At 62.2% G+C, this 26,010-nt stretch carries 18 protein-coding genes; 13 read left to right on the forward strand and 5 right to left on the reverse strand.

Features of this window, described 5'->3' with window-relative positions; all coding sequences use genetic code 11:
* The first annotated feature begins 284 nt into the window (after positions 1-284).
* Together scpB and rluB are read left to right on the forward strand one after the other, a co-directional pair.
* Positions 285-1,439: an SMC-Scp complex subunit ScpB gene (gene scpB, locus KHO33_RS25465; RefSeq protein WP_200565680.1), complete on the forward strand. Its 1,155-nt coding sequence runs from the start codon at positions 285-287 to the stop codon at positions 1,437-1,439.
* A 66-nt stretch (positions 1,440-1,505) separates the two neighbouring features.
* Positions 1,506-3,407 carry a 23S rRNA pseudouridine(2605) synthase RluB gene (gene rluB / locus KHO33_RS25470; RefSeq protein ID WP_200565681.1) on the forward strand — a complete coding sequence of 634 codons (1,902 nt, stop codon included), beginning with the start codon at positions 1,506-1,508 and terminating at the stop codon, positions 3,405-3,407.
* Here the strand turns inward: rluB and KHO33_RS25475 are convergent.
* Positions 3,404-3,754, reverse strand: a complete 351-nt coding sequence (locus tag KHO33_RS25475; protein WP_054034656.1) for a hypothetical protein — start codon at positions 3,752-3,754, stop codon at positions 3,404-3,406. The two genes, rluB and KHO33_RS25475, sit on opposite strands and share 4 nt — an antisense overlap.
* A 186-nt stretch (positions 3,755-3,940) precedes the next feature.
* Between KHO33_RS25475 and rimP the strand changes: the two genes are divergently transcribed.
* From rimP to truB, 5 genes are all read left to right on the forward strand, one after another.
* Entirely contained in the window at positions 3,941-4,399 is a 459-nt protein-coding gene (gene rimP / locus KHO33_RS25480; protein ID WP_028199738.1) for a ribosome maturation factor RimP, read from the forward strand.
* Positions 4,396-5,871 carry a transcription termination factor NusA gene (nusA, locus tag KHO33_RS25485; RefSeq protein WP_054034655.1) on the forward strand — a complete coding sequence of 492 codons (1,476 nt, stop codon included), beginning with the start codon at positions 4,396-4,398 and terminating at the stop codon, positions 5,869-5,871. Before rimP ends, nusA begins: the two co-directional genes overlap by 4 nt.
* 94 nt (positions 5,872-5,965) lie before the next feature.
* Positions 5,966-8,926 carry a translation initiation factor IF-2 gene (gene infB, locus KHO33_RS25490; protein ID WP_093632457.1) on the forward strand — a complete coding sequence of 987 codons (2,961 nt, stop codon included), beginning with the start codon at positions 5,966-5,968 and terminating at the stop codon, positions 8,924-8,926.
* A gap of 203 nt (positions 8,927-9,129) precedes the next feature.
* A complete protein-coding gene (gene rbfA / locus KHO33_RS25495; RefSeq protein WP_054034654.1) occupies positions 9,130-9,495 on the forward strand; it encodes a 30S ribosome-binding factor RbfA in 366 nt (121 codons plus the stop codon).
* Between the two features lie 103 nt (positions 9,496-9,598).
* Positions 9,599-10,534: a tRNA pseudouridine(55) synthase TruB gene (gene truB, locus KHO33_RS25500; protein WP_200565682.1), complete on the forward strand. Its 936-nt coding sequence runs from the start codon at positions 9,599-9,601 to the stop codon at positions 10,532-10,534.
* Between the two features lie 115 nt (positions 10,535-10,649).
* On the opposite strand, the gene KHO33_RS25505 is transcribed toward truB, so the two are convergent.
* From KHO33_RS25505 to KHO33_RS25520, 4 genes are all read right to left on the reverse strand, one after another.
* Positions 10,650-12,212: a DHA2 family efflux MFS transporter permease subunit gene (locus tag KHO33_RS25505; protein ID WP_200565683.1), complete on the reverse strand. Its 1,563-nt coding sequence runs from the start codon at positions 12,210-12,212 to the stop codon at positions 10,650-10,652.
* A 31-nt stretch (positions 12,213-12,243) separates the two neighbouring features.
* On the reverse strand, positions 12,244-13,518 hold the full coding sequence (locus tag KHO33_RS25510) for an EmrA/EmrK family multidrug efflux transporter periplasmic adaptor subunit (protein WP_054034653.1): 1,275 nt from the start codon (positions 13,516-13,518) through the stop codon (positions 12,244-12,246).
* 76 nt (positions 13,519-13,594) lie between these two features.
* Positions 13,595-15,118 (reverse strand): efflux transporter outer membrane subunit, encoded by a 1,524-nt coding sequence (locus tag KHO33_RS25515; RefSeq protein ID WP_054034652.1) that lies wholly within the window; start codon positions 15,116-15,118, stop codon positions 13,595-13,597.
* Between the two features lie 49 nt (positions 15,119-15,167).
* Positions 15,168-15,683 carry a MarR family winged helix-turn-helix transcriptional regulator gene (locus KHO33_RS25520; protein WP_054034651.1) on the reverse strand — a complete coding sequence of 172 codons (516 nt, stop codon included), beginning with the start codon at positions 15,681-15,683 and terminating at the stop codon, positions 15,168-15,170.
* Between the two features lie 318 nt (positions 15,684-16,001).
* Between KHO33_RS25520 and typA the strand changes: the two genes are divergently transcribed.
* From typA to KHO33_RS25550, 6 genes are all read left to right on the forward strand, one after another.
* Positions 16,002-17,828, forward strand: coding sequence for a translational GTPase TypA (gene typA, locus KHO33_RS25525; protein ID WP_093632467.1), 1,827 nt, complete (start codon positions 16,002-16,004; stop codon positions 17,826-17,828).
* Positions 17,829-18,206: 378 nt separating this feature from the next.
* Positions 18,207-21,068 (forward strand): 2-oxoglutarate dehydrogenase E1 component, encoded by a 2,862-nt coding sequence (locus KHO33_RS25530; RefSeq protein WP_054034650.1) that lies wholly within the window; start codon positions 18,207-18,209, stop codon positions 21,066-21,068.
* Positions 21,069-21,220: 152 nt separating this feature from the next.
* Positions 21,221-22,501, forward strand: a complete 1,281-nt coding sequence (odhB, locus tag KHO33_RS25535; RefSeq protein WP_200565684.1) for a 2-oxoglutarate dehydrogenase complex dihydrolipoyllysine-residue succinyltransferase — start codon at positions 21,221-21,223, stop codon at positions 22,499-22,501.
* Positions 22,502-22,640: 139 nt separating this feature from the next.
* Positions 22,641-24,071 (forward strand): dihydrolipoyl dehydrogenase, encoded by a 1,431-nt coding sequence (lpdA, locus tag KHO33_RS25540; RefSeq protein WP_093632469.1) that lies wholly within the window; start codon positions 22,641-22,643, stop codon positions 24,069-24,071.
* A 90-nt stretch (positions 24,072-24,161) separates the two neighbouring features.
* Entirely contained in the window at positions 24,162-25,259 is a 1,098-nt protein-coding gene (zapE, locus tag KHO33_RS25545) for a cell division protein ZapE (RefSeq protein ID WP_054034648.1), read from the forward strand.
* A 162-nt stretch (positions 25,260-25,421) separates the two neighbouring features.
* Positions 25,422-25,871 carry a transposase gene (locus tag KHO33_RS25550; protein WP_054034647.1) on the forward strand — a complete coding sequence of 150 codons (450 nt, stop codon included), beginning with the start codon at positions 25,422-25,424 and terminating at the stop codon, positions 25,869-25,871.
* Positions 25,872-26,010 lie beyond the last annotated feature (139 nt).

Below are 26,010 nucleotides of genomic sequence, written 5' to 3' on the forward strand. Positions count from 1 at the left end.
GCCGGGTTTTCCGCGAAAGCACGCAGCTTGGGGCGCCGCTGAAAAATGCGCCGGGGATTTCGTCTTTACGCACTGGTTGTTTTTGCGTAATATGGCGCTCAGTCACGCGATTCCTTTCAGGAATATCGCTGCTCCGTCCGGCTGGGTTTGGCTCGATTGCCTGTTTCGCCTCCCCCCGGTGCGTGCTCCCATCAATATGACCGATCAGAATCGGGCGAGCGCGTCTTCAGTTCCACATCGTCTGTTTGATCCGGTTCTTTGACCACAGGGTCTGACCTAGCTGCATGAATACCCAAGAGGCGAAGATCGTCCTCGAGACTGCCTTGATCTGCGCGCAGGAGCCGTTAAAGCTCGTCGATTTGCGCAAGCTCTTTGCCGACGGCGTGTCGGCAGACACTGTTCGGAATTTGCTCGAAGACCTGAAGCAGGATTGGTCTGGGCGCGGTGTGGAGCTGGTCGGGCTGGCGTCGGGCTGGCGATTTCAAAGCAAGCCCGCGATGCGTTCGTACCTGGATCGTTTGCATCCTGAGAAGCCGCCGAAATATTCGCGCGCGGTGCTCGAGACGCTCGCGATCATTGCGTACAGGCAACCGGTCACGCGCGGCGATATCGAAGAGATTCGCGGCGTCACGGTGAATACGCAGGTCGTCAAGCAACTCGAGGATCGCGGCTGGATCGAAGTGATCGGCCATCGTGACGTGCCGGGCCGTCCGGCGCTGTACGCGACCACGCGGCAATTTCTCGACGACCTCGGTTTGAAGGCGCTCGACGAATTACCGCCGCTCGCGGATCCGTCGGCGCAGCTGAACGCGGATCTACTCGGTCAGCATGCGATCGAATTCTCCGAGGCCGGGGCCGTACAGGCATTAGCTTCAGACGCAGAGAGCACGCTCGAAGGGCCGTCGGAATCTGGCGTCGGCGAGGCCGGCGCTGAAGCAGGCGAATCTCTAGACGAGACTGCCGATCACGGCCACGTTGAAGCGGTTGGCGAGGCGGCCGGAACGGAAATCGCCGGCGAACACGCTGAAGAGCATCAAACGCCGGTCGCTCAGACGCAGCACGCGGAGCCGGCTGAGGCGAGCGGGGCAGTCGAAGCAGGCGAAACTGAACTTGCCGAGGCAAGGCATGATCCGGCGGGCGCCGTACCGGCGGCCGAGTCCCATCAGGACGCTGCAGCAGCGCCGAATGGGCAAGAACATGCCGAAGCGGCGAACGTTGAACCGCAGGCCGGCGCCGCCGAGCCCGCACTGAATCACGATCCGGTCTCCCAGGCCGATCCGGCAATACCCGCGCACGACTCGGGCGTACTCCGCAATACGGAGCACGCCGCCGAGCCGAACCCGACCACGGCGGCGCACGGCGATCCTGAGGATCGCCGCGATGCTGCACAGGACGCAGGCATTCTGACCGACGACGAACCCGAGTCGCGCAGCGCCTGACGTAACCGAACTTTTTTTTTGCCGCGCCCGCAATGGGCGCGCGCGACCTGACATTTTGAGGTTGTTTTGACACATACCCACGACACCGATTCGTCCGAATCCGAGCGCGCCGTGCCGTCGGCACGCGCCGACGAAGCGCGTACCACGCAAGCGTCGGCAGGCGAGGGCGAGCGCCCGGCGCCGGCCACGGAAGCAGACGGTGAAGACCGGCCGCGCCGCGGCCTGCGTCGCGGACCGCGCAGCCTGATCGCGCGGCGCCGCGCCGGAGCGAAGACGAAGGGCGCCGAAGGCGCGCCTGCGCAAGGAGCGCCGGTCGTCGCTGAAACGCCGCCGGACGGCGAGGTGGTCGCGCAGGTGCGCATGCCGCGCAAGGATGGCGGCGCCAAGGGCCAGGGCCCGCGCCGCAATGCAGGCGGCGCGAAGCGCGAGGGTGGTCAGCGTGAAGGTGCGCCCCGCGAGGGCGGCCCCCGTGAGGGCGGGCGTGGTGAACGTCAGCCGCGTGAAGGCGGTCAGCGTCAGAATCGCCGTGGCGCCGAAGCGCCGGTGGCAATCGCAGCCGAAGCGAACCCGGACGATCTGTTCTCGTACGTCACCTCGCCCGCATTCGATGCGGACAACGGCGCCACTGGCGGCGTACGCGCCCCGATGCTGCGCCGTGGCAAGCCGGCCGCGCCCAAGCGCGTGCTGGCTGCGGACGACGACGCGCCGAAGCTGCACAAGGTGTTGGCCGAAGCCGGCATGGGCTCGCGCCGCGACATGGAAGAACTGATCGTCGCCGGCCGCGTGTCGGTGAACGGCGAGCCGGCTCACATCGGCCAGCGCATCATGCCGACCGACCAGGTCCGCATCAACGGCAAGCCGGTCAAGCGCAAGCTGGCCAACAAGCCGCCGCGCGTGCTGCTGTATCACAAACCGACCGGCGAAATCGTCAGTCACGCCGATCCGGAAGGCCGTCCGTCGGTGTTCGACAAGCTGCCGCCGATGAAGACCGCCAAGTGGCTCGCGGTCGGCCGCCTCGACTTCAACACCGAAGGTCTGCTGATGCTGACCACCTCGGGCGATCTGGCGAACCGTTTCATGCATCCGCGTTACAGCGTCGAGCGTGAATATGCGGTGCGCGTAGTCGGCGAGCTGGCGGAAGGTATGCGTCAGAAGCTGTTGCACGGCGTCGAACTGGAAGACGGCCCGGCGAATTTCCTGCGCATTCGCGATGGCGGCGGCGAAGGCACCAATCATTGGTATCACGTCGCGCTCGCCGAGGGGCGTAATCGCGAAGTGCGCCGCATGTTCGAAGCAGCCGGCCTGATGGTCAGCCGCCTGATCCGCACGCGTCATGGCCCGATCTCGTTGCCGAAGGGCCTGAAGCGCGGCCGCTGGGAAGAACTCGAAGACAATCAGGTGCGCGCGCTGATGGCGTCGGTCGGCCTGAAGGCGCCGTCGGAAGAAAAGGGCGGCCGCAGAGAGGCGCCGGAGCGCAAGCAGCCGGATCCGATGCAAACGTCGATGGGCTTCATTAGCCGTGAACCGGTACTGATGTCGCATGGTCGTTTCGACCAGCAGCAGCCGCGTGGTCAAGGCCGTCGCGGTGCGGCGGGTGGCGGCTTCGGCGGTGGTGCGGGTGGTGGTTTTGGTGGTGGTAGCGGTGGCGGTTACGGCAATCGCGGCGCTGGCCGCAGCGCCGGCGGCTTCAGCGGCCCGATGGGCGGCGGCGGTGCGCCTGGCCCGCGTGGCGGCCGTGACGTCGACGGCAATCGCGCGCCGTCGGGCAATGGCAATCGTGCGGCTGGCGGCGGTAAGCGCGTCGGCGGCCCTGGCGGCGGCAATCCGGGCGGCGGTAGCCGCGGGCCGGCCGGCAATCGCGGCGGCAACGCTAATCGCGCCGGTGGCGGTGGCGGTGGCGGCAACCCTAATGCGGGTGGCGCCAATCGTGGTGGCGGCGCACCGCGCGGCCGTTCGCGTGGCCGTTAAACGACAAGCAACTTAAGCATGACGGTTGGCCGCTGATCGTTTCTCAACGATTCACCCTTTACCACCGTCAGAATCGATCGACGAGCGCCGCGGGTTTCATCGCAGGTTTCATCTGATGCATAAAACCGCGGCGTGCGCATAAGTAGGGGCAGAGTTTCGTGGCCTCGCTTGTCCGGCGCAGGTTCGAAGCGGCGCAAACCGCCTTGCAAAAGGCTCGGCGCGCCGCCATATCGTTGAAAGATTCCCATGAAATCAAGCGGAAATGCGCTTCGTACGGCGTTCTGCGGTTTGCGTTTGTCCCGAAAAATGGCTACAATCGCGGAGTCGCTGGGCGTGCGGCTTTTCATGTGCGGCTCAGGTGCGACCACCGGTAATAAGATGATGGGCGTTTAGCCCATTTTTTTTTGCCGCGCAGTTCTAAGTGGTTCGGCATCTCGGGTAGCACGAACGTGCGCCGGCTTGGCGCGCGGCCCGCATTGGTGTTTGCAGACAAACCCGGCAGGTCTCGCCGCGCGAACATCTTAGAGGGCACTGTGCAACTGACGGAACTGATTGAAACCACGGTCGTGGGACTCGGCTACGAGCTCGTCGATCTCGAGCGCACCGGGCGCGGCATGCTGTGTATTTATATCGACCAGCCGGCCGGCATCGCGATCGAAGACTGCGAGAAAGTCACGCGTCAGCTCCAGCACGTTCTGACGGTCGAAAATATCGATTATGAGCGGCTTGAAGTGTCGTCGCCGGGTCTCGACCGCCCGCTGAAAAAACTGGCGGATTTTGAACGCTTCGCAGGCAGCGAAGTGGTAATCACATTGAAAAAGCCATTGGACGGACGGAAATCGTACCGGGGCATCCTGCATGCTCCGCAAGGCGAGACGATCGGTCTGGAATTTGAAGGGAAGGAAGGCGCCGCGATGCTCGATTTCACCGTCGCGGATATCGATAAGGCACGCCTCGTTCCGAAAGTTGACTTTAGGAGCCGCAAACAATGAGTCGCGAAGTGTTGATGCTGGTGGATGCGCTGGCACGCGAGAAGAACGTCGATAAAGACGTGGTATTTGCCGCGCTCGAGGCGGCCCTCGCTTCGGCCTCCAAGAAACTCTTCGAAGAAGACGCGGACATCCGCGTCCAGATCGACCGTGAAAGCGGCGAGCACGAAACGTTTCGCCGCTGGAAAGTGGTGCCGGACGAAGCCGGCCTGCAAGAGCCGGATCAGGAAATCCTGCTGTTCGAAGCACGCGAACAGAAGCCGGAAATCCAGCTCGACGAATACATCGAAGAACCGGTGCCGTCGATCGAATTCGGCCGTATCGGCGCGCAGGCTGCCAAGCAGGTGATCCTGCAGAAGGTGCGCGACGCGGAACGCGAGCAGATCCTGAACGACTTCCTCGAGCGCGGCGAGCACATCATGACCGGCTCGGTGAAGCGCCTGGATAAGGGCAACTTCATCGTCGAAACCGGCCGTGTCGAAGCGCTGCTGCGCCGCGACCAGCTGATTCCGAAGGAAAATCTGCGCGTGGGCGACCGCGTGCGCGCCTATATCGCCAAGGTCGATCGCACCGCTCGCGGTCCGCAGATCGAACTGTCGCGTACGGCGCCCGAATTCCTGATGAAGCTGTTCGAAATGGAAGTGCCGGAAATCGAACAGGGTCTGCTGGAAATCAAGGCGGCGGCCCGCGATCCGGGCGTGCGCGCCAAGATCGGCGTGATCGCTTATGACAAGCGCATCGATCCGATCGGCACCTGCGTCGGTATCCGCGGTTCGCGTGTCCAGGCCGTGCGTAACGAGCTTGGTGGCGAAAACGTCGACATCGTGCTATGGTCAGAAGATCCCGCACAGTTTGTGATCGGCGCGCTCGCGCCGGCAGCCGTCCAGTCGATCGTCGTCGATGAAGAAAAACATTCGATGGACGTCGTCGTAGACGAAAACGAACTGGCGGTCGCGATCGGCCGCAGCGGCCAGAACGTGCGTCTTGCCAGCGAACTCACCGGCTGGCAGATCAACATCATGACGCCGGACGAATCTGCGCAAAAGCAGAATCAGGAGCGCGGTGTACTGCGTGACCTGTTCATGGCGCGTCTCGATGTCGACGAAGAAGTTGCCGACATCCTGATCGACGAAGGCTTTACGAGCCTCGAAGAGATCGCTTATGTGCCGCTCAACGAGATGCTCGAAATCGAAGCATTCGACGAAGACACCGTTCACGAACTGCGTAATCGCTCGCGCGATGCGTTGTTGACGTTGGCGATCGCGAATGAAGAAAAGGTCGAGAATGTTGCACTCGACCTGAAGAGCCTGGACGGCATGGATGCCGACCTGCTCGCCAAGCTTGCAGAACATCAGATCCAGACGCGCGACGAACTCGCCGAGCTGGCTGTGGATGAACTGGTCGAGATGACCGGAATGGAAGAGGATGCCGCTAAGGCGTTGATCATGAAAGCACGTGAACATTGGTTCCAGTGAGAAATGACCATGGCGCACTAAATTGAACGCGGCCGTTAGGCCGCATGACAAGATGCTAACCGCAAGGAATCGGTCCTTGCATTAAGAGGAATGAATGGCGAGTAACAACGTAGCCCAATTTGCCGCGGAACTGAAAATGCCTGCAGGCGTGCTCCTTGAGCAGCTTCAGGCAGCAGGCGTCACTAAAGCGAGCGAAGACGACAGCTTGTCCGAAACGGACAAGGCGCGTCTGCTCGACCACTTGCGCAAGTCTCACGGCTCGACTGATGCGGACAAGCGCAAGATCACGCTGACGAAACGGCATACGTCGGAGATCAAGCAATCCGACGCGACGGGCAAAGCTCGCACCATTCAGGTCGAGGTGCGTAAGAAGCGCACTTTCGTCCGCCGCGACGAATCCTCCGCTGAAGGCGGGGATGCATCGAATCATGTGGCCGAAGCGGATGTAGACGATCTCGAACTCCAGCGTCGTGAAGAGGAAGCTCGTCACGAAGCCGAGCTGCTCGAAAAGCAGGCTCAGGAGTTGAAGGCGCGTCAGGAACAGCTCGAACGCGAAGAAGCCGAACGTCAGGCGCGTGAGCAGGCTGCTGAAGCCGAGCGCCGTCGTGCGGAAGAAGAAGCAGCGAAGAAGCGCGCGGCGGCTGCGGCCGAAGCGGCGGCTCGCGAACAGGCTCAGGCTGCCCAGCCGGCGCAGGCCGCCAAGGCGGCCAAGGCTGAACCGGTTGCGGCCAAGGCTGCAGAACCGGCGGCTGCCAAGGAAAGCGAGCAGGACGACGAGCGCGCCGCGGCAGAACGCGCGGCTCAACGCGAAGCAGCGAAGAAAGCGGAAGACGCAGCGCGTCAGGCCGCCGAGAAAACGCGCGCCGAGCAGGAAGAAGTCAGCAAGCGCCGTGCGGCGGCAGAAGCCGAAGCACGTGCGATTCGCGAAATGATGAACACGCCGCGCAAGGCGCAGGTCAAGGCGCCGGAACCGGCACCGAAGCCCGCTGAGCCGGCCAAGCCCGTGGAAGCCAAGGGCACGTTGCACAAGCCGGCGCGTCCGGCGGGTGAAGCACCGGCACGTCCGGCAGCCAAGAAGCCGGCTGCTGCGGCTCCGGCTGCAACGACCACGCCGTCGGCTGGCGACAAGAAGAAGCCGGGCGGTGGCAAGGGCGGCTGGCAGGACGACGCAGCGAAGCGCCGCGGTATCAAGACGCGTGGCGATTCGAGCGGCGGTGTCGATCGCGGCTGGCGCGGTGGCCCGAAGGGTCGCGGCAAGCACCAGGATCAGAACACCACGTTCCAGGCGCCGACCGAACCGATCGTGCGTGAAGTGCACGTGCCGGAAACCATCACGGTCGCCGATCTCGCGCACAAGATGGCGGTGAAGGCCTCGGAAGTCATCAAGTCGATGATGAAGCTCGGCCAGATGGTCACGATCAACCAGATGCTGGACCAGGAAACGGCGATGATCATCGTCGAGGAACTGGGCCACCACGCGGTTGCGGCCAAGCTGGACGATCCGGAAGCCATGCTGGTCGAAGGCGAAATCACGGACGCAGAAGCACTGCCGCGTCCGCCGGTCGTCACGGTCATGGGTCACGTCGACCACGGCAAGACCTCGCTGCTCGACTACATCCGCCGCGCCAAGGTTGCAGCGGGTGAAGCGGGCGGGATTACGCAGCACATCGGCGCGTATCACGTCGAAACGCCGCGCGGCGTCATCACGTTCCTCGATACGCCGGGCCACGAAGCATTTACGGCCATGCGTGCTCGCGGTGCCAAGGCAACCGACATCGTGATTCTGGTGGTCGCAGCCGACGACGGCGTGATGCCGCAAACGAAGGAAGCGATTGCCCACGCGAAGGCAGGCGGCGTGCCGCTCGTCGTCGCGATCAACAAGATCGACAAGCCGGATGCGAATCCGGAGCGCGTCAAGCAGGAACTCGTCGCGGAAGGCGTCGTGCCGGAAGAATACGGTGGCGATTCGCCGTTCGTGTCGGTGTCGGCTAAAACCGGCGCGGGCATCGACGACCTGCTCGAAAACGTGCTGCTGCAAGCCGAAGTGCTGGAACTGAAGGCACCGGTAGAAGCGCCGGCAAAGGGTCTCGTTATTGAAGCGAAGCTCGATAAGGGTAAGGGTCCGGTCGCAACGATCCTGGTCCAGTCGGGTACGCTGAACCGCGGCGACGTGGTGCTGGCAGGTAGCGCCTACGGTCGCGTGCGAGCCATGCTCGACGAAACCGGCAAGCCGACCAAGTCGGCAGGCCCGTCGATCCCGGTTGAGATTCAAGGTCTGTCGGAAGTCCCGCAAGCTGGCGAAGAAGTCATCGTCATGCCGGACGACCGCAAGGCGCGTGAAGTCGCGTTGTTCCGTCAAGGCAAGTTCCGCGACGTCAAGCTGGCCAAGCAACAGGCCGCGAAGCTCGAGAACATGCTGGAGCAGATGGGCGAAGGCGAAGTGGCGTACATGCCGCTCATCGTCAAGGCCGACGTGCAAGGTTCGCAGGAAGCTCTGGTGCAGTCGCTGCTCAAGCTGTCGACCGACGAAGTCCGTGTGCAGATCGTGCACGGCGCAGTCGGCGGCATCAGCGAGTCGGACGTCAACCTGGCTACGGCTTCGAAGGCGGTCATCATCGGCTTCAACACCCGTGCGGACGCACAGGCGCGCAAGCTGGCGGAAACCAACGGCGTCGATATTCGCTACTACAACATCATCTATGACGCAGTGGATGAAGTGAAGGCTGCGATGTCGGGCATGCTGGCACCGGAGAAGCGCGAAGTCGTGACGGGTACGGTCGAAGTGCGTCAGGTCTTCAAGGTACCGAAGATCGGCGCGGTGGCCGGCTGTATGGTCACGGACGGTTTCGTCAAGCGCTCGTCGTCGGTGCGCGTGCTGCGCAACAACGTCGTCATCTTCACGGGCGAGCTCGATTCGCTCAAGCGCTTCAAGGACGACGTCAAGGAAGTCCGTCAGGGCTTCGAGTGCGGTATGTCGATCAAGAACTTCAACGATATCGTCGAAGGCGATCAGTTCGAAGTCTTCGAGGTTACCGAAGTCGCGCGTACGCTGTAATTCACGCGGCATTGGCTCAACGGGCGGAGCGGGCTTAAGCGCCCGCTCCGCCCGTTGTCTTTGGGCCCGCGCATTTTGTCGCGTATTGCGCCCCGCGGTGGCTTGCAGTCGCTATCAAGGCGCTCATTGCCGCCCGGGCAATCACTACCTCGGTTCGCGCGAACAACTTTATTGCATCCGTCAGAACGGAGCACACAAATATCATGCCTAAAAAACGTTCTTCTCCCAATCGCAACGTGCAGATCGCCGATCAGATCCAGCGCGACCTGTCCGAGCTGCTGCGCGAGGTCAAGGATCCGCGCATCGGCCTCGTCACGATTCAAAGTGTCGAGTTGACGCCCGACTACGCGCACGCGAAGGTCTACTTCACGACGCTAACCGGCGACCCGCAGCAGACGCTCGAAGCGCTTAACCACGCGGCCGGCCATCTGCACAATCAGCTGTTCAAGCGCTTGCACATCCATACCGTGCCGACGCTGCATTTCCATTACGACCAGACGATCGAACGGGCCGTCGAAATGTCCCGTCTGATCGACGAGGCGAACGCCAATCGCGCGAAAGAAGACTGAGCGCGCGGGTTGAACGTTGTTCTCCGCGTTCCGGGCTGCACTGCTTCAGTTGCAGCTCATTTAGCGCTGTTTCCGTACACTTCGAAGACCCTGTCTTTCTGACATGACCGCACCTCAACGCCCCCGCGTGCCGCGTCGCGCGCTCGACGGCGTACTGCTGCTCGACAAGCCGCTCGGCCTGTCGAGCAACGACGCGCTGATTCGCGCGAAGCGTCTCTACCTGGCCAAAAAGGCGGGCCACACCGGCACGCTCGATCCACTCGCCACGGGTCTTTTGCCGCTGTGTTTCGGCGAAGCGACCAAGTTTTCGCAAGACCTGCTCGAAGCCGACAAGACCTATGAGGCGACCATGCGCCTCGGTATTCGCACGACCACCGGCGACGCCGAAGGCGAAGCAATCGACACGCGCGACGTGACGTGCGATCAGGCCGCGGTAGAGGCGGCCATGCAGAAATTTCTCGGCGACATCGTCCAGGTCCCACCGATGTATTCGGCGCTCAAGCGCGACGGCAAGCCGCTATACGAATACGCGCGCGCCGGCCAGACGGTGGAGCGGGAAGGGCGTCAGGTGACGATTCACGCACTCGAGATGCTGGCCTGTGGGTTGCCCGACGTGACGTTTCGCGTGACGTGCAGCAAAGGCACGTATGTGCGCACGCTCGCCGAGGATATCGGCGAAGCGCTTGGTTGTGGTGCGCATCTGGTCGCGCTGCGGCGTACCGGTGTCGGTGCGCTGACGTTGGAGAATTCGGTAACGCTCGACGCGCTGTCCGATGCGACGGAGAGCGAGCGCGATACGTGGCTGCAACCGGTCGATGCATTGCTGTCCACGTTCCCGCTCGTCACACTCGACGAAGACGCGACCCGTCGCTTCCTGCATGGGCAGCGGCTGAAGCTCTCCGAGTTGACCATTGCCGGCGATGCGGTGAATGCGCCGCGCGTACGCGTGTATGCAGTGGACGGGCGTCTGCTTGGTGTCGCGAAGCAAGGCGAGGGTGTGCTGGCGCCGGAACGGCTCGTGGTTACTGCAGCGAGCTAACGCGGAAGTTAAACGCCGCCTCGTCAGCAGCAGCAACAAAAAAGGCGGGACCGCTCACCAGCGGTCCCGCCTTTTTACATATATACAGCCCGCGTCGCGGACTAAAACCAGAACCTCAATGCGCCGCCGCAGCTGCCGCACCCGCATCGCCGCCGGCGCGTTCCGGCTTTGCGATCCAGATCAGCGCGATCAGCGCGACAAAGATCCCCGCCGATACAAAGAACAGATCGTTCACGCCCAACTGCGCGGCCTGCTGCGTCGCCATCGTATTGAACAGACCATATGCCTGCGGTTGACTGAAGCCCGCGGCACCCATCTGCCGGATCGATTGATCGAACACCGGGTTGTACGCGCTCGCCTGTTCGGCCAGTTGCGCATGATGCATGATGGTGCGGTGATCCCACGCGGTCTGGAAAATCGACGTGCCGATACCGCCGCACATGATTCGCACGAAATTCGACAAGCCCGACGCCGCCGGAATCCGGTTGCCCGGCAAACCCGACAGCGTGATCGACACCAGCGGGATGAAGAACCCGGCCATGCCGATTCCCTGAATCAACGTCGGCATGAGCAGCGAATAAGTATCGACGCCGGTCGTATAGCGTGAGCGCATCCAGAAACACAGCGCGAACACGAGGAACGACAAGGTCGCGATATAGCGCGGATCGGTACGCGGCAACACCTTGCCGGTGATCGGCGACAGCAGCACGGCGAACAGGCCGACCGGCGCCATCACGAGACCTGCTTCGGTAGCGGTGTAGCCGATATCGGTTTGCAGCCACAACGGCAACAACACGAGGTTGCCGAAGTAGAGCCCGTAGCCGATCGACAACGCAATCGTGCCGCTCGTGAAATTGCGCCGGCTGAAGAGCGACAGGTCGACCACGGGATGCTCGGCCGTCAATTCCCACACGATGAAGAACGCCAGCGAAATCACCGCAACCAACGCCAGTACGACGATGGTGGTCGACGAGAACCAGTCGAGATCCTTGCCCTTGTCGAGCATCACCTGCAACGAGCCGACCCAGAGGATCAACAGACCGAGGCCGACGCCGTCGATCGGCGCCTTTTTGACGACCGAATCGCGGTTACGGAAGATCGTCCACGTTGCCACCGCTGCGATCGCGCCGACCGGAATGTTGACGTAGAAAATCCACGGCCACGAGATGTTGTCCGAGATCCAGCCGCCAAGAATCGGCCCGGCCACCGGTGCAATCAGCGTGGTCATCGCCCACATCGACAAAGCCATCGGCGCCTTGGCGCGTGGGTAGCTCGCGAGCAGCAGCGTTTGCGACAGCGGAATCATCGGGCCGGCCACGGCGCCTTGCAGCACGCGCGAGGCCAGCAGGAACGGCAGGGTGGGAGCGAGACCGCACATCCACGACGAGATCACGAACAGGATGATCGACGCCATGAACAGGCGCACCTGGCCGATACGGTCGGTGAGCCAGCCGGTCAGCGGCACGGAGATCGCGTTTGCCACCGCGAACGACGTAATCACCCATGTGCCCTGGTCGGACGACACACCGAGGTCGCCCGAAATGGACGGGATCGACACGTTCGCAATCGACGTGTCGAGCACGTTCATGAACACGGCGAGCGACACCGCGATGGTGCCGATCACCAGTTGCGCGCCCTCGAGCGGCGGATGAGGGACTTGCGCCTGAGCCTGAGCCATTAAAAAAGCCTTCTATGAATCGTCGCGCCGCTTACATCAGCTTCGCTGCGGGCTTGACAGCGCCGCCAGCTTGAGCCGACTTCTGCGAGCCGCCGTTCGGACCTGCATTCTCCGAAATGATGCGGGCGATTTCCGCATCCGCCTGGTCTCCGTACTTGTCGAACACGTTGGTCTGATAAACCGTGTTCGGCGCCTGGCCAAGCTGGCCACCCTGGTCGTCCTTGATGCTCACGTCGGCTTGCATCGACAGGCCGATACGCAGCGGATGCTTTTCAAGTTCCTGCGGGTCGAGCGCGATCCGCACCGGCAGACGCTGGACCACCTTGATCCAGTTGCCGGTTGCGTTCTGCGCGGGCAGCAGCGAGAACGCCGAACCCGTACCCGCCGAGAAGCCAACCACCTTGCCGTGGAACACCACCGACGAACCGTACACGTCGGCCGTCAACTCGACCGGCTGGCCGATGCGCATGTGCTTCAGTTGCACTTCCTTGAAGTTCGCATCGACCCACACGCCGCCCAGCGGCACGATAGCCATCAGCGGGGTGCCCGGCGAGACGCGCTGGCCGACCTGCACCGAGCGCTTCGCAACGTAGCCCGTGACCGGCGCCGGCAGATTGTTACGCGCGTTGGCCAGATACGCGTCGCGTACCTTCGCAGCGGCAGCCTGCACGTTCGGGTGATTGGCGATCGTGGTGTTGGCGGTCAGCGCGCGGTTCGACGCCAGTTGTTGCTCAGCGGCGTCGACCGAGGCTTGCGCGCTCTTCACGGCGTCGCGGGCGTGCGAGATTTCTTCCGCGGACACAGCGCCGGTTTGCGCGACCGTCAGGCGGCGCTTCAGGTCATCCTGCGCGCGCGACAGATCGGACTGGCGCTGGGCAACTTGCGCCTGGTACTGGTTGTCGTCGGCGAACAGGCCGCGCACCTGACGTACCGTCTGCGCGAGATTCGCTTCGGCTTGTTCGAGCGCGACGCGCGCGTCGGCCGGATCGAGCACGACGAGCGGGTCGCCGGCCTTCACGGTCTGCGTGTCGTCCGCGTTCACGGCGACAACCGTGCCGGTGACCTGCGGCGTGATCTGCACGACGTTGCCGTTCACGTACGCGTCGTCGGTGTCTTCATGGAAGCGTGCGTCGAGGAAGTAGTACAGGCCGTAGGCGACCGCGGCGATCAGGATCACGATGACGAGCAGCGTCATCATGCGCTTGCGCTTGCCGTTGTTCGCCGGCGGTTGTGCCGGTTGAGTGGGCTGCGGGGCCGGCTGCTGAGTCGGCTGTGTAGTAGCCGCGGGCTGTTGGGTGGTGCTCATTGATGTGCTCCGGGTTCTCTCAAGCGTCGTCGTTTATTCGGATGTTTATGCGAGTGTGGGTCGCGTCGATGTGGCTTCAGTTTGCAGCGGCGGTCGCAGCGGTGGCCGATGCCGCGGCGGCCGATGCTGGGGCATCGGTCGGCACCACGAGGCCCGTTTGCGTTGCGTCGAAACCGCCGCCGAGCGCCTTGATGAGGCCGATCTGCAGATCGCGGCGGCGCATCTTCAGGCCCGTTACCGTCTGTTCGGCGGCAAGGCGGTTCTGGTCGGCGGTCAGCACCTGCAGTTGCGGCGACAAACCGGCCTTGTAGCGGATCACGGCCAGCTGATAGGCCTTGGTCGACGCGTCGAGCGCGCGCTGTGCGTCGCCCGATTGCTGGTCGATCGAACGGATCGACGACACTTGCGTCGCGACGTCAGAGAGCGCATTGATCAGCGTCTGGTTGTAGTCCGCCACATCGAGGTCGAAGTCTGCGTAGCGGCCCTTCAACTGTGAGCGCAGCGCGCCGGCGTCGAAGATCGGCAGGTGAATCGCCGGCCCGAATTGCATCTGACGGCTGCCCGACTTGAGGAAACGGCCCCAGCCGAACGCATCGAAACCGAAACCGGCGGCCAGGTTGACGTCCGGGAAGAATTCAGCCTTCGCTTCCTTCACGTCGTGCATCGCGGCTTCGACCTGCCAGCGGGCGGCGACGATGTCCGCGCGGCGTGCCACGAGGTCGGCCGGCAAATTGTTAGGCAGCGCTACCGTATCGCCGGTGGTCAGGGCCGGCTTGGCAATCTGCAGGCCACGATCCGGACCCTTGCCGAGCAACGCGCCCAACTGATAGCGCGCCACAGTGATCTGGCCGTCGAGATCGGTCAGGTTCGCCTGGCTGCTCGCGATGTTGCCGTTTGCGGTTTCCCGTTCGACGTTGGTGTCGAGCCCGGCGGTTACGCGGCCGTTGGTGATGCGGCTGATGTCCTGGCGGTTGGCGATTTCGCGCGCGGCGATGTCGCGGAATGCGTACAACTGGGCGAGCTGGTTATAGGTGCTCGCCACGGAGGAGGCGAGCGTTACGCGCGCCTGCTGCATGTCGGCTTCAGCGGCTTTTTCCTGCGACACGGCCTGGCCCAGGCGCTGGCGGTTCTTGCCCCACAGGTCCAGATCCCACGACGCGCTCGCCAGCACGTTGTTCTCGCTATACCAGGTGCCGCCGTACGGAGGCGGGTAGAGCGCATTCGCCGAGAACAGCTCGCGGGTCCACGAGTAGCTGCCGTTGACCTTCGGGTACAGCGCCGAGCGCGAGCTTTCAATATAGGACGAAGCCTTGGCGAGGCGAGCCTGCGCCTGCGCGATCGTGGGGCTGCCTTCCAGCGCTTCCGCGATCAGCTTCGGCAGTTGGGGGTCGCCGAACTGGTTAGCCCAGTCGAGCGACGGCCACTGGCCGCCCTGGCCGGACAGGCTCTGGCTGGACTCGTACTGAGCCGGCGACGAGATCTGCTTGTCGCTCTTCATGCCGAAGTAGTTCGCGCACCCTGTGAGGGCGAGCGCCGTCACCGCGGCGGCGACAGCGGCCCGGCTCGAAAGTGCGGGCGCGGACAGGGAAAGGGATTTCATCGCTCGACTCTTTGAGTGGAATGTAATGATGGACACTGCAAGCAATTTATTACGATTTGCTGTCAAAATTGCTTGCTGCATCACGGGTTAGTCCCGTTTGTTCGCCGGAATTGATGAGTACGCGGCGCAGCATGCTCTTCAGGAAGCCCACTTCTTCGGGGGTAAAGCCGCCCAGCAGGTTGTCCAGCACGCCGTTGAAAATGGCCGGCATTTTGGCCGCGATCGCATGGCCTTCCGGGGTCAGCGCGAGTCGCACGACCCGCCGGTCTTCGTTGCTGCGCACTCTTGTCAGCAGGCCGCGTTTTTCCAGCCGGTCGACCAGACGCGTGACAGCGCTTGCGTCGATGCCGTATTCGCGCGCCAGTTCGGCCGCCAGCAGGCACTTGCCGCTCGCCACCATGAACAGGATGCTGCCTTGCTGGCTGGTGATGCCCAACTCGGCCATGCTGCGCTGCGTGACCAGGTTCGACATGGTCGATTTCACTCGCGAGAGCAAGTAGCCGACGCTTTCGCCCAACTGATACTCGCTGATCTCTGAGCCGGGTGTAGAGGACGGATCCGTCATGATTCTCGTGCGAATGCAATGGTTGACTAGGCAGGATTATAGACAGCGGTTGATTGACGCGGCAAGCGTTATTACAGCTTAGGCAAGGAACTTTTGCGGCTCAAGGCACAATGTGCGTGGATTTGCGTAGGATTTCGCCCAAGCCGTGTGGGTCTGTTTCTTACGCAGCGCTACGCGGAAGATGATGGGGCTATCAGGGAATACCAGAAAGCTTCATTTGGGCGTGCTATAATGTTGGGTTCCCAAAAGTGCGCTTTGGGCTTTGTTGGCTTCGTACACAATGCTGCTGCTGGCGCACTCAACTGTCTCCAGGTTCCTATGACTCGCGCCCTACGCAATATCGCCATCATTGCCCACGTCGACCACGGCAAGACCACGCTCGTCGACCAGCTCCTCCGCCAAACCGCCACCTTCCGCGACAACCAGGCGGTTGTCGAGCGCGTGATGGACTCGAACGACATCGAAAAGGAACGTGGCATCACGATTCTTTCGAAGAACTGCGCGGTCGAGTACGAAGGCACGCACATCAACATCGTCGACACGCCGGGCCACGCCGACTTCGGTGGTGAAGTGGAGCGCGTGCTGTCGATGGTCGACTCGGTGCTGCTGCTGGTCGACGCGGTTGAAGGCCCGATGCCGCAAACGCGCTTCGTGACCAAGAAGGCACTGGCGCTCGGTCTTAAGCCGATCGTCGTGATCAACAAGGTCGACCGCCCGGGCGCGCGGATCGACTGGGTGATCAACCAGACCTTCGACCTGTTCGACAAGCTGGGTGCAACTGACGAGCAACTCGATTTCCCGATCGTCTACGCATCGGGTCTGAATGGCTACGCCGGCCTGACGCCGGACGTGCGCGAAGGCGACATGCGTCCGCTGTTCGAAGCCGTGCTGGAACACGTGCCGGTCCGCCCGGCTGATCCGTCGGCGCCGCTGCAACTGCAGATCACGTCGCTGGATTATTCGTCGTATGTCGGCCGTATCGGTGTTGGCCGCATTACGCGCGGCACGATCAAGCCGGGCATGGCCGTCGCCGTGCGTTCGGGCCCTGACGGCGCGATCCTGAACCGCAAGATCAATCAGGTCCTGTCGTTCAAGGGTCTCGAGCGCGTGCAGGTCGACTCGGCTGAAGCCGGCGACATCGTGCTGATCAACGGTATCGAAGAAATCGGCATCGGCGTGACCATCTGCGCACCGGAACAACCGGAAGCGCTGCCGATGATCACCGTCGACGAACCGACCCTGACGATGAACTTCCTCGTCAATTCGTCGCCGCTGGCCGGCCGCGAAGGCAAGTTCGTCACGAGCCGTCAGATTCGCGACCGCCTGATGAAGGAACTGAACCACAACGTGGCGCTGCGTGTGAAAGAAACGGGCGACGAAACCACGTTTGAAGTGGCAGGCCGCGGCGAGCTGCACCTGACCATTCTGGTCGAAAACATGCGCCGTGAAGGCTACGAGCTGGCCGTGTCGCGTCCGCGCGTGGTGATGACGGAAGTCGACGGCGTGAAGCACGAGCCGTACGAAAACCTGACGGTCGACATGGAAGACGGTCACCAGGGTGGCGTGATGGAAGAGCTGGGCCGCCGGAAGGGCGAAATGCTCGACATGGCGTCGGACGGCCGTGGCCGTACGCGTCTCGAGTATCGTATCTCGGCGCGTGGGCTGATCGGTTTCCAGGGCGAATTCCTGACGCTGACGCGCGGCACGGGTCTGATGAGCCACACGTTCGACTCGTACCAGCCGGTTCGCGAGGGTGGTGTCGGTGAGCGTCGTAACGGCGTGCTGATTTCGCAGGACGACGGCGCGGCAGTGGCGTACGCACTGTGGAAGTTGCAGGATCGCGGCCGTATGTTCGTGTCGCCGGGCGAGCCGCTGTACGAAGGCATGATCATCGGCATTCACAGCCGTGACAACGACCTGGTCGTGAACCCGATCAAGGGCAAGCAACTGACCAACGTGCGTTCGTCGGGTACGGACGAAGCGGTGCGCCTCGTGCCGCCGATCCAGATGTCGCTGGAATACGCGGTTGAATTTATCGACGACGACGAACTGGTCGAGGTCACGCCGAAATCCATCCGTCTGCGCAAGCGTTACCTGAAGGAACACGAGCGCCGCAGCGCCAGCCGTAAGGGCGCAGTGGACTAAGTCAGCATCGGCCTTAACTGGCGTGCTGTCAGGCAAAAGCCACCTTCGGGTGGCTTTTGTCATTTCTGGTCTGGTGCTCCATTCGCGTTGCGCGCAATTGCTCGCGGTTGGCTGCCTGTTTCTCGCGTTTGTCCCCGTTTTTCGCAGAAGTCTGTTGCCGGTCGTGCAAAACCGGCCGAAAGCCCGTCGTAAAAGGCTTGGGCGGCAATCCGTCTGCTATCTGCACTATCCGTTCTGTGATATGCTCCCCGGGTGCAAAGTTTTAGGTCCTTCCAAGCAAGACTTGATTCGCGCAATCCGCTAAACGGTCAGGCCGTGTCGCGGAAGGTTCTGTAACCCGCTATTTCTCGAGAAACTCGAAGAAAGGTGAGCGTAAAAATGATGAAGCAATTCCAGTCGAACTCTTATCTGTTCGGCGGCAATGCTCCGTACGTAGAAGAAATGTACGAAGCGTATCTCGATAATCCGGCGTCAGTGCCCGAGAACTGGCGCAGCTATTTCGACGCGTTGCAGAACGTCCCTGCATCGGATGGCAGCAATGCCAACGACGTGGCCCATGGCCCGATCGTCGAATCGTTTGCGCAACGGGCCAAGGCTAACGCCTTCATCCCGCGCACGGCGGCCGGCGGCGAAGATCTCGCTACCTCCCGCAAGCAAGTCTATGTGCAGTCCCTCATCGGCGCATATCGCTTCCTCGGCTCGCAATGGGCCAATCTCGATCCCCTGAAGCGCCGCGAACGTCCCGCTATCCCCGAACTTGAACCCGCGTTCTACGACTTCACCGAAGCCGACATGGACCAGGAGTTCAGCGCCACGAATCTGTATTTCGGATTCGAGCGTGCTTCGCTGCGCGAGATCGTCAAGGCCCTGCGTGACACGTACTGCGGCACGATCGGCGCCGAGTACATGTACATCAGCGATCCGGAACAGAAGCGCTGGTGGAAAGAGAAGCTCGAGTCGATCCGTTCGACGCCGAACTTCTCGAACGAAAAGAAGAAGCACATCCTGAATCGCCTGACGGCCGCTGAAGGCCTCGAGCGCTTCCTGCACACCAAGTACGTCGGCCAGAAACGCTTCTCGCTCGAAGGCGGCGAAAGCTTCATCGCCTCGATGGACGAAGTCGTGCGTCACGGCGGCGCCAACGGCGTACAGGAAATCGTCATCGGCATGGCCCACCGCGGCCGTCTGAACGTGCTGGTCAATACGCTCGGCAAGATGCCGGCTGACCTGTTTGCCGAATTCGAAGGCAAGCACGTCGACGACCTGCCGGCCGGCGACGTGAAGTACCACAAGGGTTTCTCGTCGGACGTTTCGACCGAAGGCGGCCCGGTTCACCTGTCGCTCGCGTTCAACCCGTCGCACCTCGAAATCGTCAACCCGGTGGTCGAAGGTTCGGCGAAGGCCCGTATGGATCGCCGCGGCGACGACAGCGGCCTGCAGGTGCTGCCGGTGCAGATTCACGGCGACGCGGCCTTCGCAGGCCAGGGCGTCGTGATGGAAACGCTGAACCTCGCGCAAACGCGCGGTTACGGCACGCACGGCACGCTGCACATCGTCATCAACAACCAGATCGGTTTCACGACGTCGGACCCGCGCGACTCGCGCTCCACGTTGTACTGCTCGGACGTCGTCAAGATGATCGAGGCGCCGGTGCTGCACGTGAACGGCGACGATCCTGAAGCGGTTGTGCTGGCTACGCAGCTGGCCATCGACTTCCGGATGCAGTTCCACAAGGACGTGGTTGTCGACATCGTCTGCTTCCGCAAGCTGGGTCACAACGAGCAGGACACGCCGGCGGTTACGCAGCCGCTGATGTACAAGACGATTGCGAAGCACCCGGGCACGCGCGCGCTGTACGCCGAAAAGCTGGTGCAGCAAGGCGTGATCACGGCGGCAGAAGGCGACGAATTCGTCAAGGCCTACCGCAAGGCGATGGACGAAGGCCACCACACGGTCGACCCGGTTCTGTCGAACTACAAGAGCAAGTACGCGGTGGATTGGGTTCCGTTCCTGAACCGCAAGTGGACCGACGCAGCCGACACGGCAGTGCCGCTGGCTGAGTTGAAGCGCCTCGCTGAGCGCGTCACCACGATCCCGGAAAACTTCAAGGTTCACCCGCTGGTCGAGCGCGTCATCAACGACCGTCGCGCGATGGGCCGTGGTGAAGCGAAGCTCGACTGGGGCATGGGCGAACACTTGGCATTCGCATCGCTGGTCGCATCGGGCTACGCTGTGCGCCTGACCGGTCAGGACTCGGGCCGTGGCACGTTCACGCACCGTCACGCGGTGCTGCACGATCAGAACCGCGAACGCTGGAACGATGGCACGTACGTGCCGCTGCAGAACATCGCCGAAGGTCAGGCGAAGTTCACGGTGATCGACTCGGTGCTGTCGGAAGAAGCGGTGCTGGGTTTCGAATACGGTTACTCGACCGCTGAACCGAATACGTTCGTCGCGTGGGAAGCGCAGTTCGGCGACTTCGTGAACGGCGCGCAAGTCGTGATCGACCAGTTCATCTCGTCGGGCGAAGTGAAGTGGGGCCGCGTGTCGGGTCTCACGATGCTGCTGCCGCACGGTTACGAAGGTCAAGGTCCGGAGCACTCGTCGGCACGTATCGAGCGTTTCCTGCAACTGTGCGCAGACCACAACATGCAGGTCGTTCAGCCGACCACGCCGGCGCAGATTTTCCACCTGCTGCGCCGTCAGATGATCCGCCTGTTCCGCAAGCCGCTGATCGTCGCTACGCCGAAGTCGCTGCTGCGTCACAAGGAAGCAGTGTCGGATCTGTCCGAACTGGCGAAGGGCGCGTTCCAGCCGATCCTCGGTGAAATCGACGATGCGATCGAGCCGAAGAAGGTCAAGCGCGTGGTGGCCTGCTCGGGCCGCGTGTACTACGACCTGCTGGCGCATCGCCGTGAATCGAAGTCGAACGACGTCGCGATCATCCGTATCGAACAGCTCTATCCGTTCGCGCATAAGCAGTTCGAAGCGGAAATGAAGAAGTACGACAACGCGACCGAAGTGGTCTGGGTGCAGGACGAGCCGCAGAATCAAGGCCCGTGGTTCTACATCGAGCATCACCTGAAGGAAGGCATGAAGGAAGGGCAGAAGCTGGCATACAGCGGACGTCCGGCTTCGGCTTCGCCGGCAGTCGGCTACTACGCGAAGCACTACGAGCAGCAGAAGGCGCTGATCGAAGGCGCTTTCGGCCGCCTCAAGAGCGCGTCGATCGCTAAATAAGGAAAACAGACGAACCGGGAAAGCGCGCTGCGCTTTCCCGTGCCGCGTTCAGTCACCAGATGGTGGTTCGTTCCCGGCAAGAATGGTTCGCAGGCGGTCGTCGAGTACATAGATCGCGCGCCGTCACCCGATACGTATTCAGGATATTCATAATGGCTATTGTTGAAGTCAAGGTTCCCCAGCTCTCCGAGTCGGTCTCGGAAGCCACGATGCTGCAGTGGAAGAAGAAGCCCGGCGAGGCTGTTGCTCAAGACGAAATTCTCATCGAAATCGAGACCGACAAGGTCGTCCTCGAAGTGCCGGCGCCCTCCGCCGGTGTGCTCGCACAAGTGATCTCGAACGACGGCGACATCGTCGTGGCGGATCAGGTGATCGCCAAGATCGACACCGAAGGTACGGCAGGCGCCGCTGCTGTCGAAGCCGAAGTGAAGCCGGCTCCGGTTGCCGCACCGGCACCGGCTGCTGCACCGGCCGCTCAGGCTGCATCCGCAACGGGTGCGAACACCGCTGCTTCGCCGGCCGCCGGCAAGCTGATGGCCGAGAAGGGTCTGGGCGCGGGCGACGTCGCCGGCACGGGCCGCGACGGCCGTATCACCAAGGGTGACGTGCTGACCGCGGGTCAAGCCGCACCGGCACCGGCTGCCAAGGCTGCACCGGCTGCCGCACCGAAGGCTGCCAAGCCGTCGCTGCCGGACGTCAAGGCGCCGGCATCGGCCGACCAGTGGCTGAAAGACCGCCCGGAACAACGCGTGCCGATGTCGCGTCTGCGTGCGCGTATCGCCGAGCGTCTGCTCGAGTCGCAGCAAACCAACGCCATCCTCACCACGTTCAACGAAGTGAACATGGCGCCGGTGATGGATCTGCGCAACAAGTACAAAGACAAGTTCGAAAAGGAACATGGCGTGAAGCTGGGCTTCATGTCGTTCTTCGTGAAGGCGGCTGTTCACGCGCTGAAGAAATTCCCGCTCGTGAACGCGTCGATCGACGGTAACGACATCGTCTATCACGGCTATTTCGACATCGGTATCGCGGTCGGTTCGCCGCGTGGCCTGGTGGTGCCGATCCTGCGCAACGCAGATCAGCTGAGCCTCGCCGAAATCGAGAAGAAGATTGCTGAATTCGGCCAGAAGGCCAAGGACGGCAAGCTGTCGATCGAAGAAATGACGGGCGGTACGTTCTCGATCTCGAACGGTGGTGTGTTCGGTTCGATGCTGTCGACCCCGATTATCAACCCGCCGCAATCCGCCATTCTGGGCGTGCACGCCACGAAGGAGCGCGCTGTGGTCGAGAACGGCCAGATCGTGATCCGTCCGATGAACTATCTGGCGCTGTCGTACGACCACCGGATCATCGACGGTCGCGAAGCGGTGCTGTCGCTGGTCGCAATGAAGGATGCGCTGGAAGACCCGGCGCGCCTGTTGCTCGACCTGTAAGCGCCGGTTGGGCGGGCGTCGGCTTGTCATCGCGCAAGTCGACGCCATATAAGCAGCACGTCTCTAGCATTCCGCAGTACTGGATCGACGCGCGCCACGAAGCGTGGCCGCGCGTCGATCCGTCATCAAAAGGATTGTCATGTCCAAAGAATTTGACGTCGTCGTGATCGGCGCCGGCCCCGGCGGTTATATCGCCGCTATCCGCGCAGCGCAGCTCGGCAAGACGGTCGCATGTATCGAAAAATGGAAGAACCCGGCCGGCGCGCTGAAGCTCGGCGGCACGTGCCTGAACGTGGGTTGCATTCCGTCGAAGGCGCTGCTCGCGTCGTCGGAAGAATTTGAAAACGCATCGCATCACCTCGCCGACCACGGCATTAGCGTGGAAAACGTGCAGGTCGATATCGCGAAGATGCTGGCCCGCAAGGAAGGCATCGTCGAGAAGATGACCAAGGGCATCGAATTCCTGTTCCGCAAGAACAAGATCACGTGGCTCAAGGGTCATGGCAAGTTCACCGGCAAGACGGACGCCGGCGTGCAGATCGAAGTCAGCGGCGAAGGTGAAACCGAAGTCGTGACGGCGAAGAACGTCATCATTGCAACGGGTTCGAAGGCACGTCACCTGCCGAACGTTCCGGTCGACAACAAGATCGTCGCCGACAACGAAGGCGCACTGACGTTCGACTCCGTGCCGAAGAAGCTCGCCGTGATCGGCGCTGGCGTGATCGGCCTGGAACTCGGCTCGGTGTGGCGCCGTCTGGGCGCGGACGTGACCGTGCTCGAAGCGCTGCCGGAATTCCTCGGCGCGGCTGACCAGGCGCTCGCCAAGGAAGCCGCCAAGCAGTTCAAGAAGCAAGGTCTGGACATCCACGTCGGCGTGAAGGTCGGTGAAATCAAGACTACCGACAAGAGCGTCACGATCAATTACACGGACAAGGACGGCAACGCGCAAACGCTCGAAGCCGACCGCCTGATCGTGTCGATCGGCCGCGTGCCGAACACGGACAACCTCGGTCTCGAAGCCATCGGCCTGAAGGCGAACGAGCGAGGCTTCATCGACGTCGACGACCACTGCGCAACGGCTGTGCCGAACGTGTACGCGATCGGCGACGTGGTGCGTGGCCCGATGCTCGCGCACAAGGCTGAAGACGAAGGCGTGCTGGTGGCCGAAATCATCGACGGTCAGAAGCCGCATATCGACTACAACTGCATTCCGTGGGTGATCTACACCGAACCGGAAATCGCGTGGGTGGGCAAGACCGAGCAGCAACTGAAGGCTGAAGGCCGCGAAGTCAAGACGGGTCAGTTCCCGTTCATGGCGAACGGCCGCGCGCTGGGCATCAACAAGGCGGATGGTTTCGTCAAGATGATCGCCGACGCGAAGACCGACGAGCTGCTGGGCGTGCATATCATCTCGGCAAACGCATCGGACCTGATCGCGGAAGCCGTGGTGGCGATGGAATTCAAGGCGGCGTCGGAAGACATCGGCCGCATTTGCCATCCGCACCCGTCGCTGTCGGAAGTCATGCGTGAAGCGGCTCTGGCCGTGGACAAGCGCGCGCTGAACATGTAATCACGCGCACGCCTGACTGAACGCAACTCTGGCATCACCACGAAGGCGGGCGGGTTCACTCCCTCCCGCCTTTCTTTTTGCAGCAACACAATGAACGTCACCGAATACTACGAAAAAGAACTGCAGACGCGGGGTTATCAATCGGACCCGGCGCAACGCGCGGCGGTCGACCGTCTGCAGCGGTGTTATGACGAGTGGGTCGAGTACAAATCGCGCCGCTCGAACGCGTTCAAAAAACTGATCATCCACCCGGATTTGCCTCGCGGCGTGTACATGTGGGGCGGCGTAGGGCGGGGCAAGAGCTTCCTGATGGACAGCTTCTACATGATCGTGCCGGTGCAGCGCAAAACGCGGCTGCATTTCCACGAGTTCATGCGCGAGGTGCATCGCGAACTGGAAGAACTGAAAGGCACGGCCGATCCGCTCGACGAACTCGCGCGCCGTATCGCCAAGCGCTACCGGCTGATCTGTTTTGACGAGTTCCACGTCTCGGATATCGCCGACGCAATGATCCTCTACCGTCTACTCGACAAGCTGTTCGAGAACGGCGTGCAATTCGTGATGACCTCCAACTACGATCCGGACACGCTGTATCCGGACGGACTGCATCGCGACCGCATGCTGCCGGCAATCGAACTCATCAAGTCGAAGCTCGACGTGATCAATGTCGACGCGGGCGTCGACTACCGCAAGCGCACGCTGGCTCAGGTCGAGGTGTATCACACGCCGCTCGGCGCGGCTTCGGACAAAGCGTTGCGCGACGCGTTTTCGCGCCTTGCAGCGGTTCCTGATGAGAGCCCTATCCTGCGCATCGAAAAGCGCGAGTTGAAGGCGCTGCGGCGCGCTGACGGCGTCGTGTGGTTCGATTTTGCTACGCTCTGCGGCGGCCCGCGTTCGCAGAACGATTACCTGGAGCTGGCGAGCCGCTTTCACGCTGTGATCCTGTCCGGCGTGCCGCAGATGTCGGTGCGCATGGCTTCGGAGGCACGCCGCTTCACCTGGCTGATCGACGTGTTTTACGACCACAAGGTCAAGCTGCTGATGTCGGCTGCGGTGCCGCCCGATCAGCTGTATCTCGACGGTCCGATGGCCAACGAATTCACGCGCACGGTCTCGCGCATCGTCGAAATGCAATCGAAAGAATATCTCGACGCACCGCGCCGGATCGTCGATACGTCGCTGACTTAAGCCGCCGCGTGACGCGGGCGCGGATGCTTTTGCGATAGATCACGGTTCGCTTGTCCAAGAGGCAGAGTCCGAAGTCGTATTTTCAAGATTCGGATTGGTCTTATATTCCGTCCGCGGGCGACTGGATATCTTCTTTGTCATGGTTCTAACAAAGGAGAAACCATGAATCCGTACCGTGATATCAATGATGAAGAATGGCAACGTGTTGCACCGTTGCTCCCTGAGCTGCGTCCGCGCTCCGAACTGCGTGGCCGGCCGCTCGCCAACACACGCTCCGTGCTCAACGGCGTGCTGTGGGTGATGTACAGCGGCGCGACCTGGTCCGCCATGCCGCGCAAATATCCGTCGTATCAAACCTGCCATCGCCGCTTCAAGGCGTGGTATGAATCCGGCGTGCTCAAGCGCGTCATGGATCAGCTGTTTGGCGCGGCGAGTGAAGAACTCTGCAAACTGATGGAAGCGCGCATGCGCACGCATGTGAGCGCGGAACAGAAGAGCGTTGACGCAGAAAAGGTGCCCGCAGCAGTGCCCCCGGCGTACAGCCCGGCAGCGGTCAAGCCGTTACCGTCTTCGCCGTTCGCGTATACGTCGCCCTTCAAGCACGCTGCATGACAACTTCAACCAGCCAGACTCAAACAAAAAAAAAACGGCTGGACGATTGCGATCGTCGGCCGTTTTTTCTGGTTCCATCCTGGCAGCTGATGCGGCCCTGATGGAACACTATCTTCGCGCGTCAGGCATTGGCGCCTGA

Source organism: Paraburkholderia nemoris (assembly GCF_905221015.1).
In the GTDB taxonomy this organism is placed as follows: domain Bacteria; phylum Pseudomonadota; class Gammaproteobacteria; order Burkholderiales; family Burkholderiaceae; genus Paraburkholderia; species Paraburkholderia nemoris.

Coding starts and splice junctions, on each gene's coding strand:
- odhB (WP_200565684.1), top strand. CDS start 21,221: ATGGCTATTGTTGAAGTCAAGGTTCCCCAGCTCTCCGAGTCGGTCTCG.
- lpdA (WP_093632469.1), top strand. CDS start 22,641: ATGTCCAAAGAATTTGACGTCGTCGTGATCGGCGCCGGCCCCGGCGGT.
- nusA (WP_054034655.1), top strand. CDS start 4,396: ATGAGTCGCGAAGTGTTGATGCTGGTGGATGCGCTGGCACGCGAGAAG.
- KHO33_RS25530 (WP_054034650.1), top strand. CDS start 18,207: ATGATGAAGCAATTCCAGTCGAACTCTTATCTGTTCGGCGGCAATGCT.
- KHO33_RS25520 (WP_054034651.1), bottom strand. CDS start 15,683: ATGACGGATCCGTCCTCTACACCCGGCTCAGAGATCAGCGAGTATCAG.
- scpB (WP_200565680.1), top strand. CDS start 285: ATGAATACCCAAGAGGCGAAGATCGTCCTCGAGACTGCCTTGATCTGC.
- rbfA (WP_054034654.1), top strand. CDS start 9,130: ATGCCTAAAAAACGTTCTTCTCCCAATCGCAACGTGCAGATCGCCGAT.
- KHO33_RS25505 (WP_200565683.1), bottom strand. CDS start 12,212: ATGGCTCAGGCTCAGGCGCAAGTCCCTCATCCGCCGCTCGAGGGCGCG.
- zapE (WP_054034648.1), top strand. CDS start 24,162: ATGAACGTCACCGAATACTACGAAAAAGAACTGCAGACGCGGGGTTAT.
- KHO33_RS25510 (WP_054034653.1), bottom strand. CDS start 13,518: ATGAGCACCACCCAACAGCCCGCGGCTACTACACAGCCGACTCAGCAG.
- truB (WP_200565682.1), top strand. CDS start 9,599: ATGACCGCACCTCAACGCCCCCGCGTGCCGCGTCGCGCGCTCGACGGC.
- KHO33_RS25515 (WP_054034652.1), bottom strand. CDS start 15,118: ATGAAATCCCTTTCCCTGTCCGCGCCCGCACTTTCGAGCCGGGCCGCT.
- typA (WP_093632467.1), top strand. CDS start 16,002: ATGACTCGCGCCCTACGCAATATCGCCATCATTGCCCACGTCGACCAC.
- KHO33_RS25550 (WP_054034647.1), top strand. CDS start 25,422: ATGAATCCGTACCGTGATATCAATGATGAAGAATGGCAACGTGTTGCA.
- infB (WP_093632457.1), top strand. CDS start 5,966: ATGGCGAGTAACAACGTAGCCCAATTTGCCGCGGAACTGAAAATGCCT.
- KHO33_RS25475 (WP_054034656.1), bottom strand. CDS start 3,754: ATGAAAAGCCGCACGCCCAGCGACTCCGCGATTGTAGCCATTTTTCGG.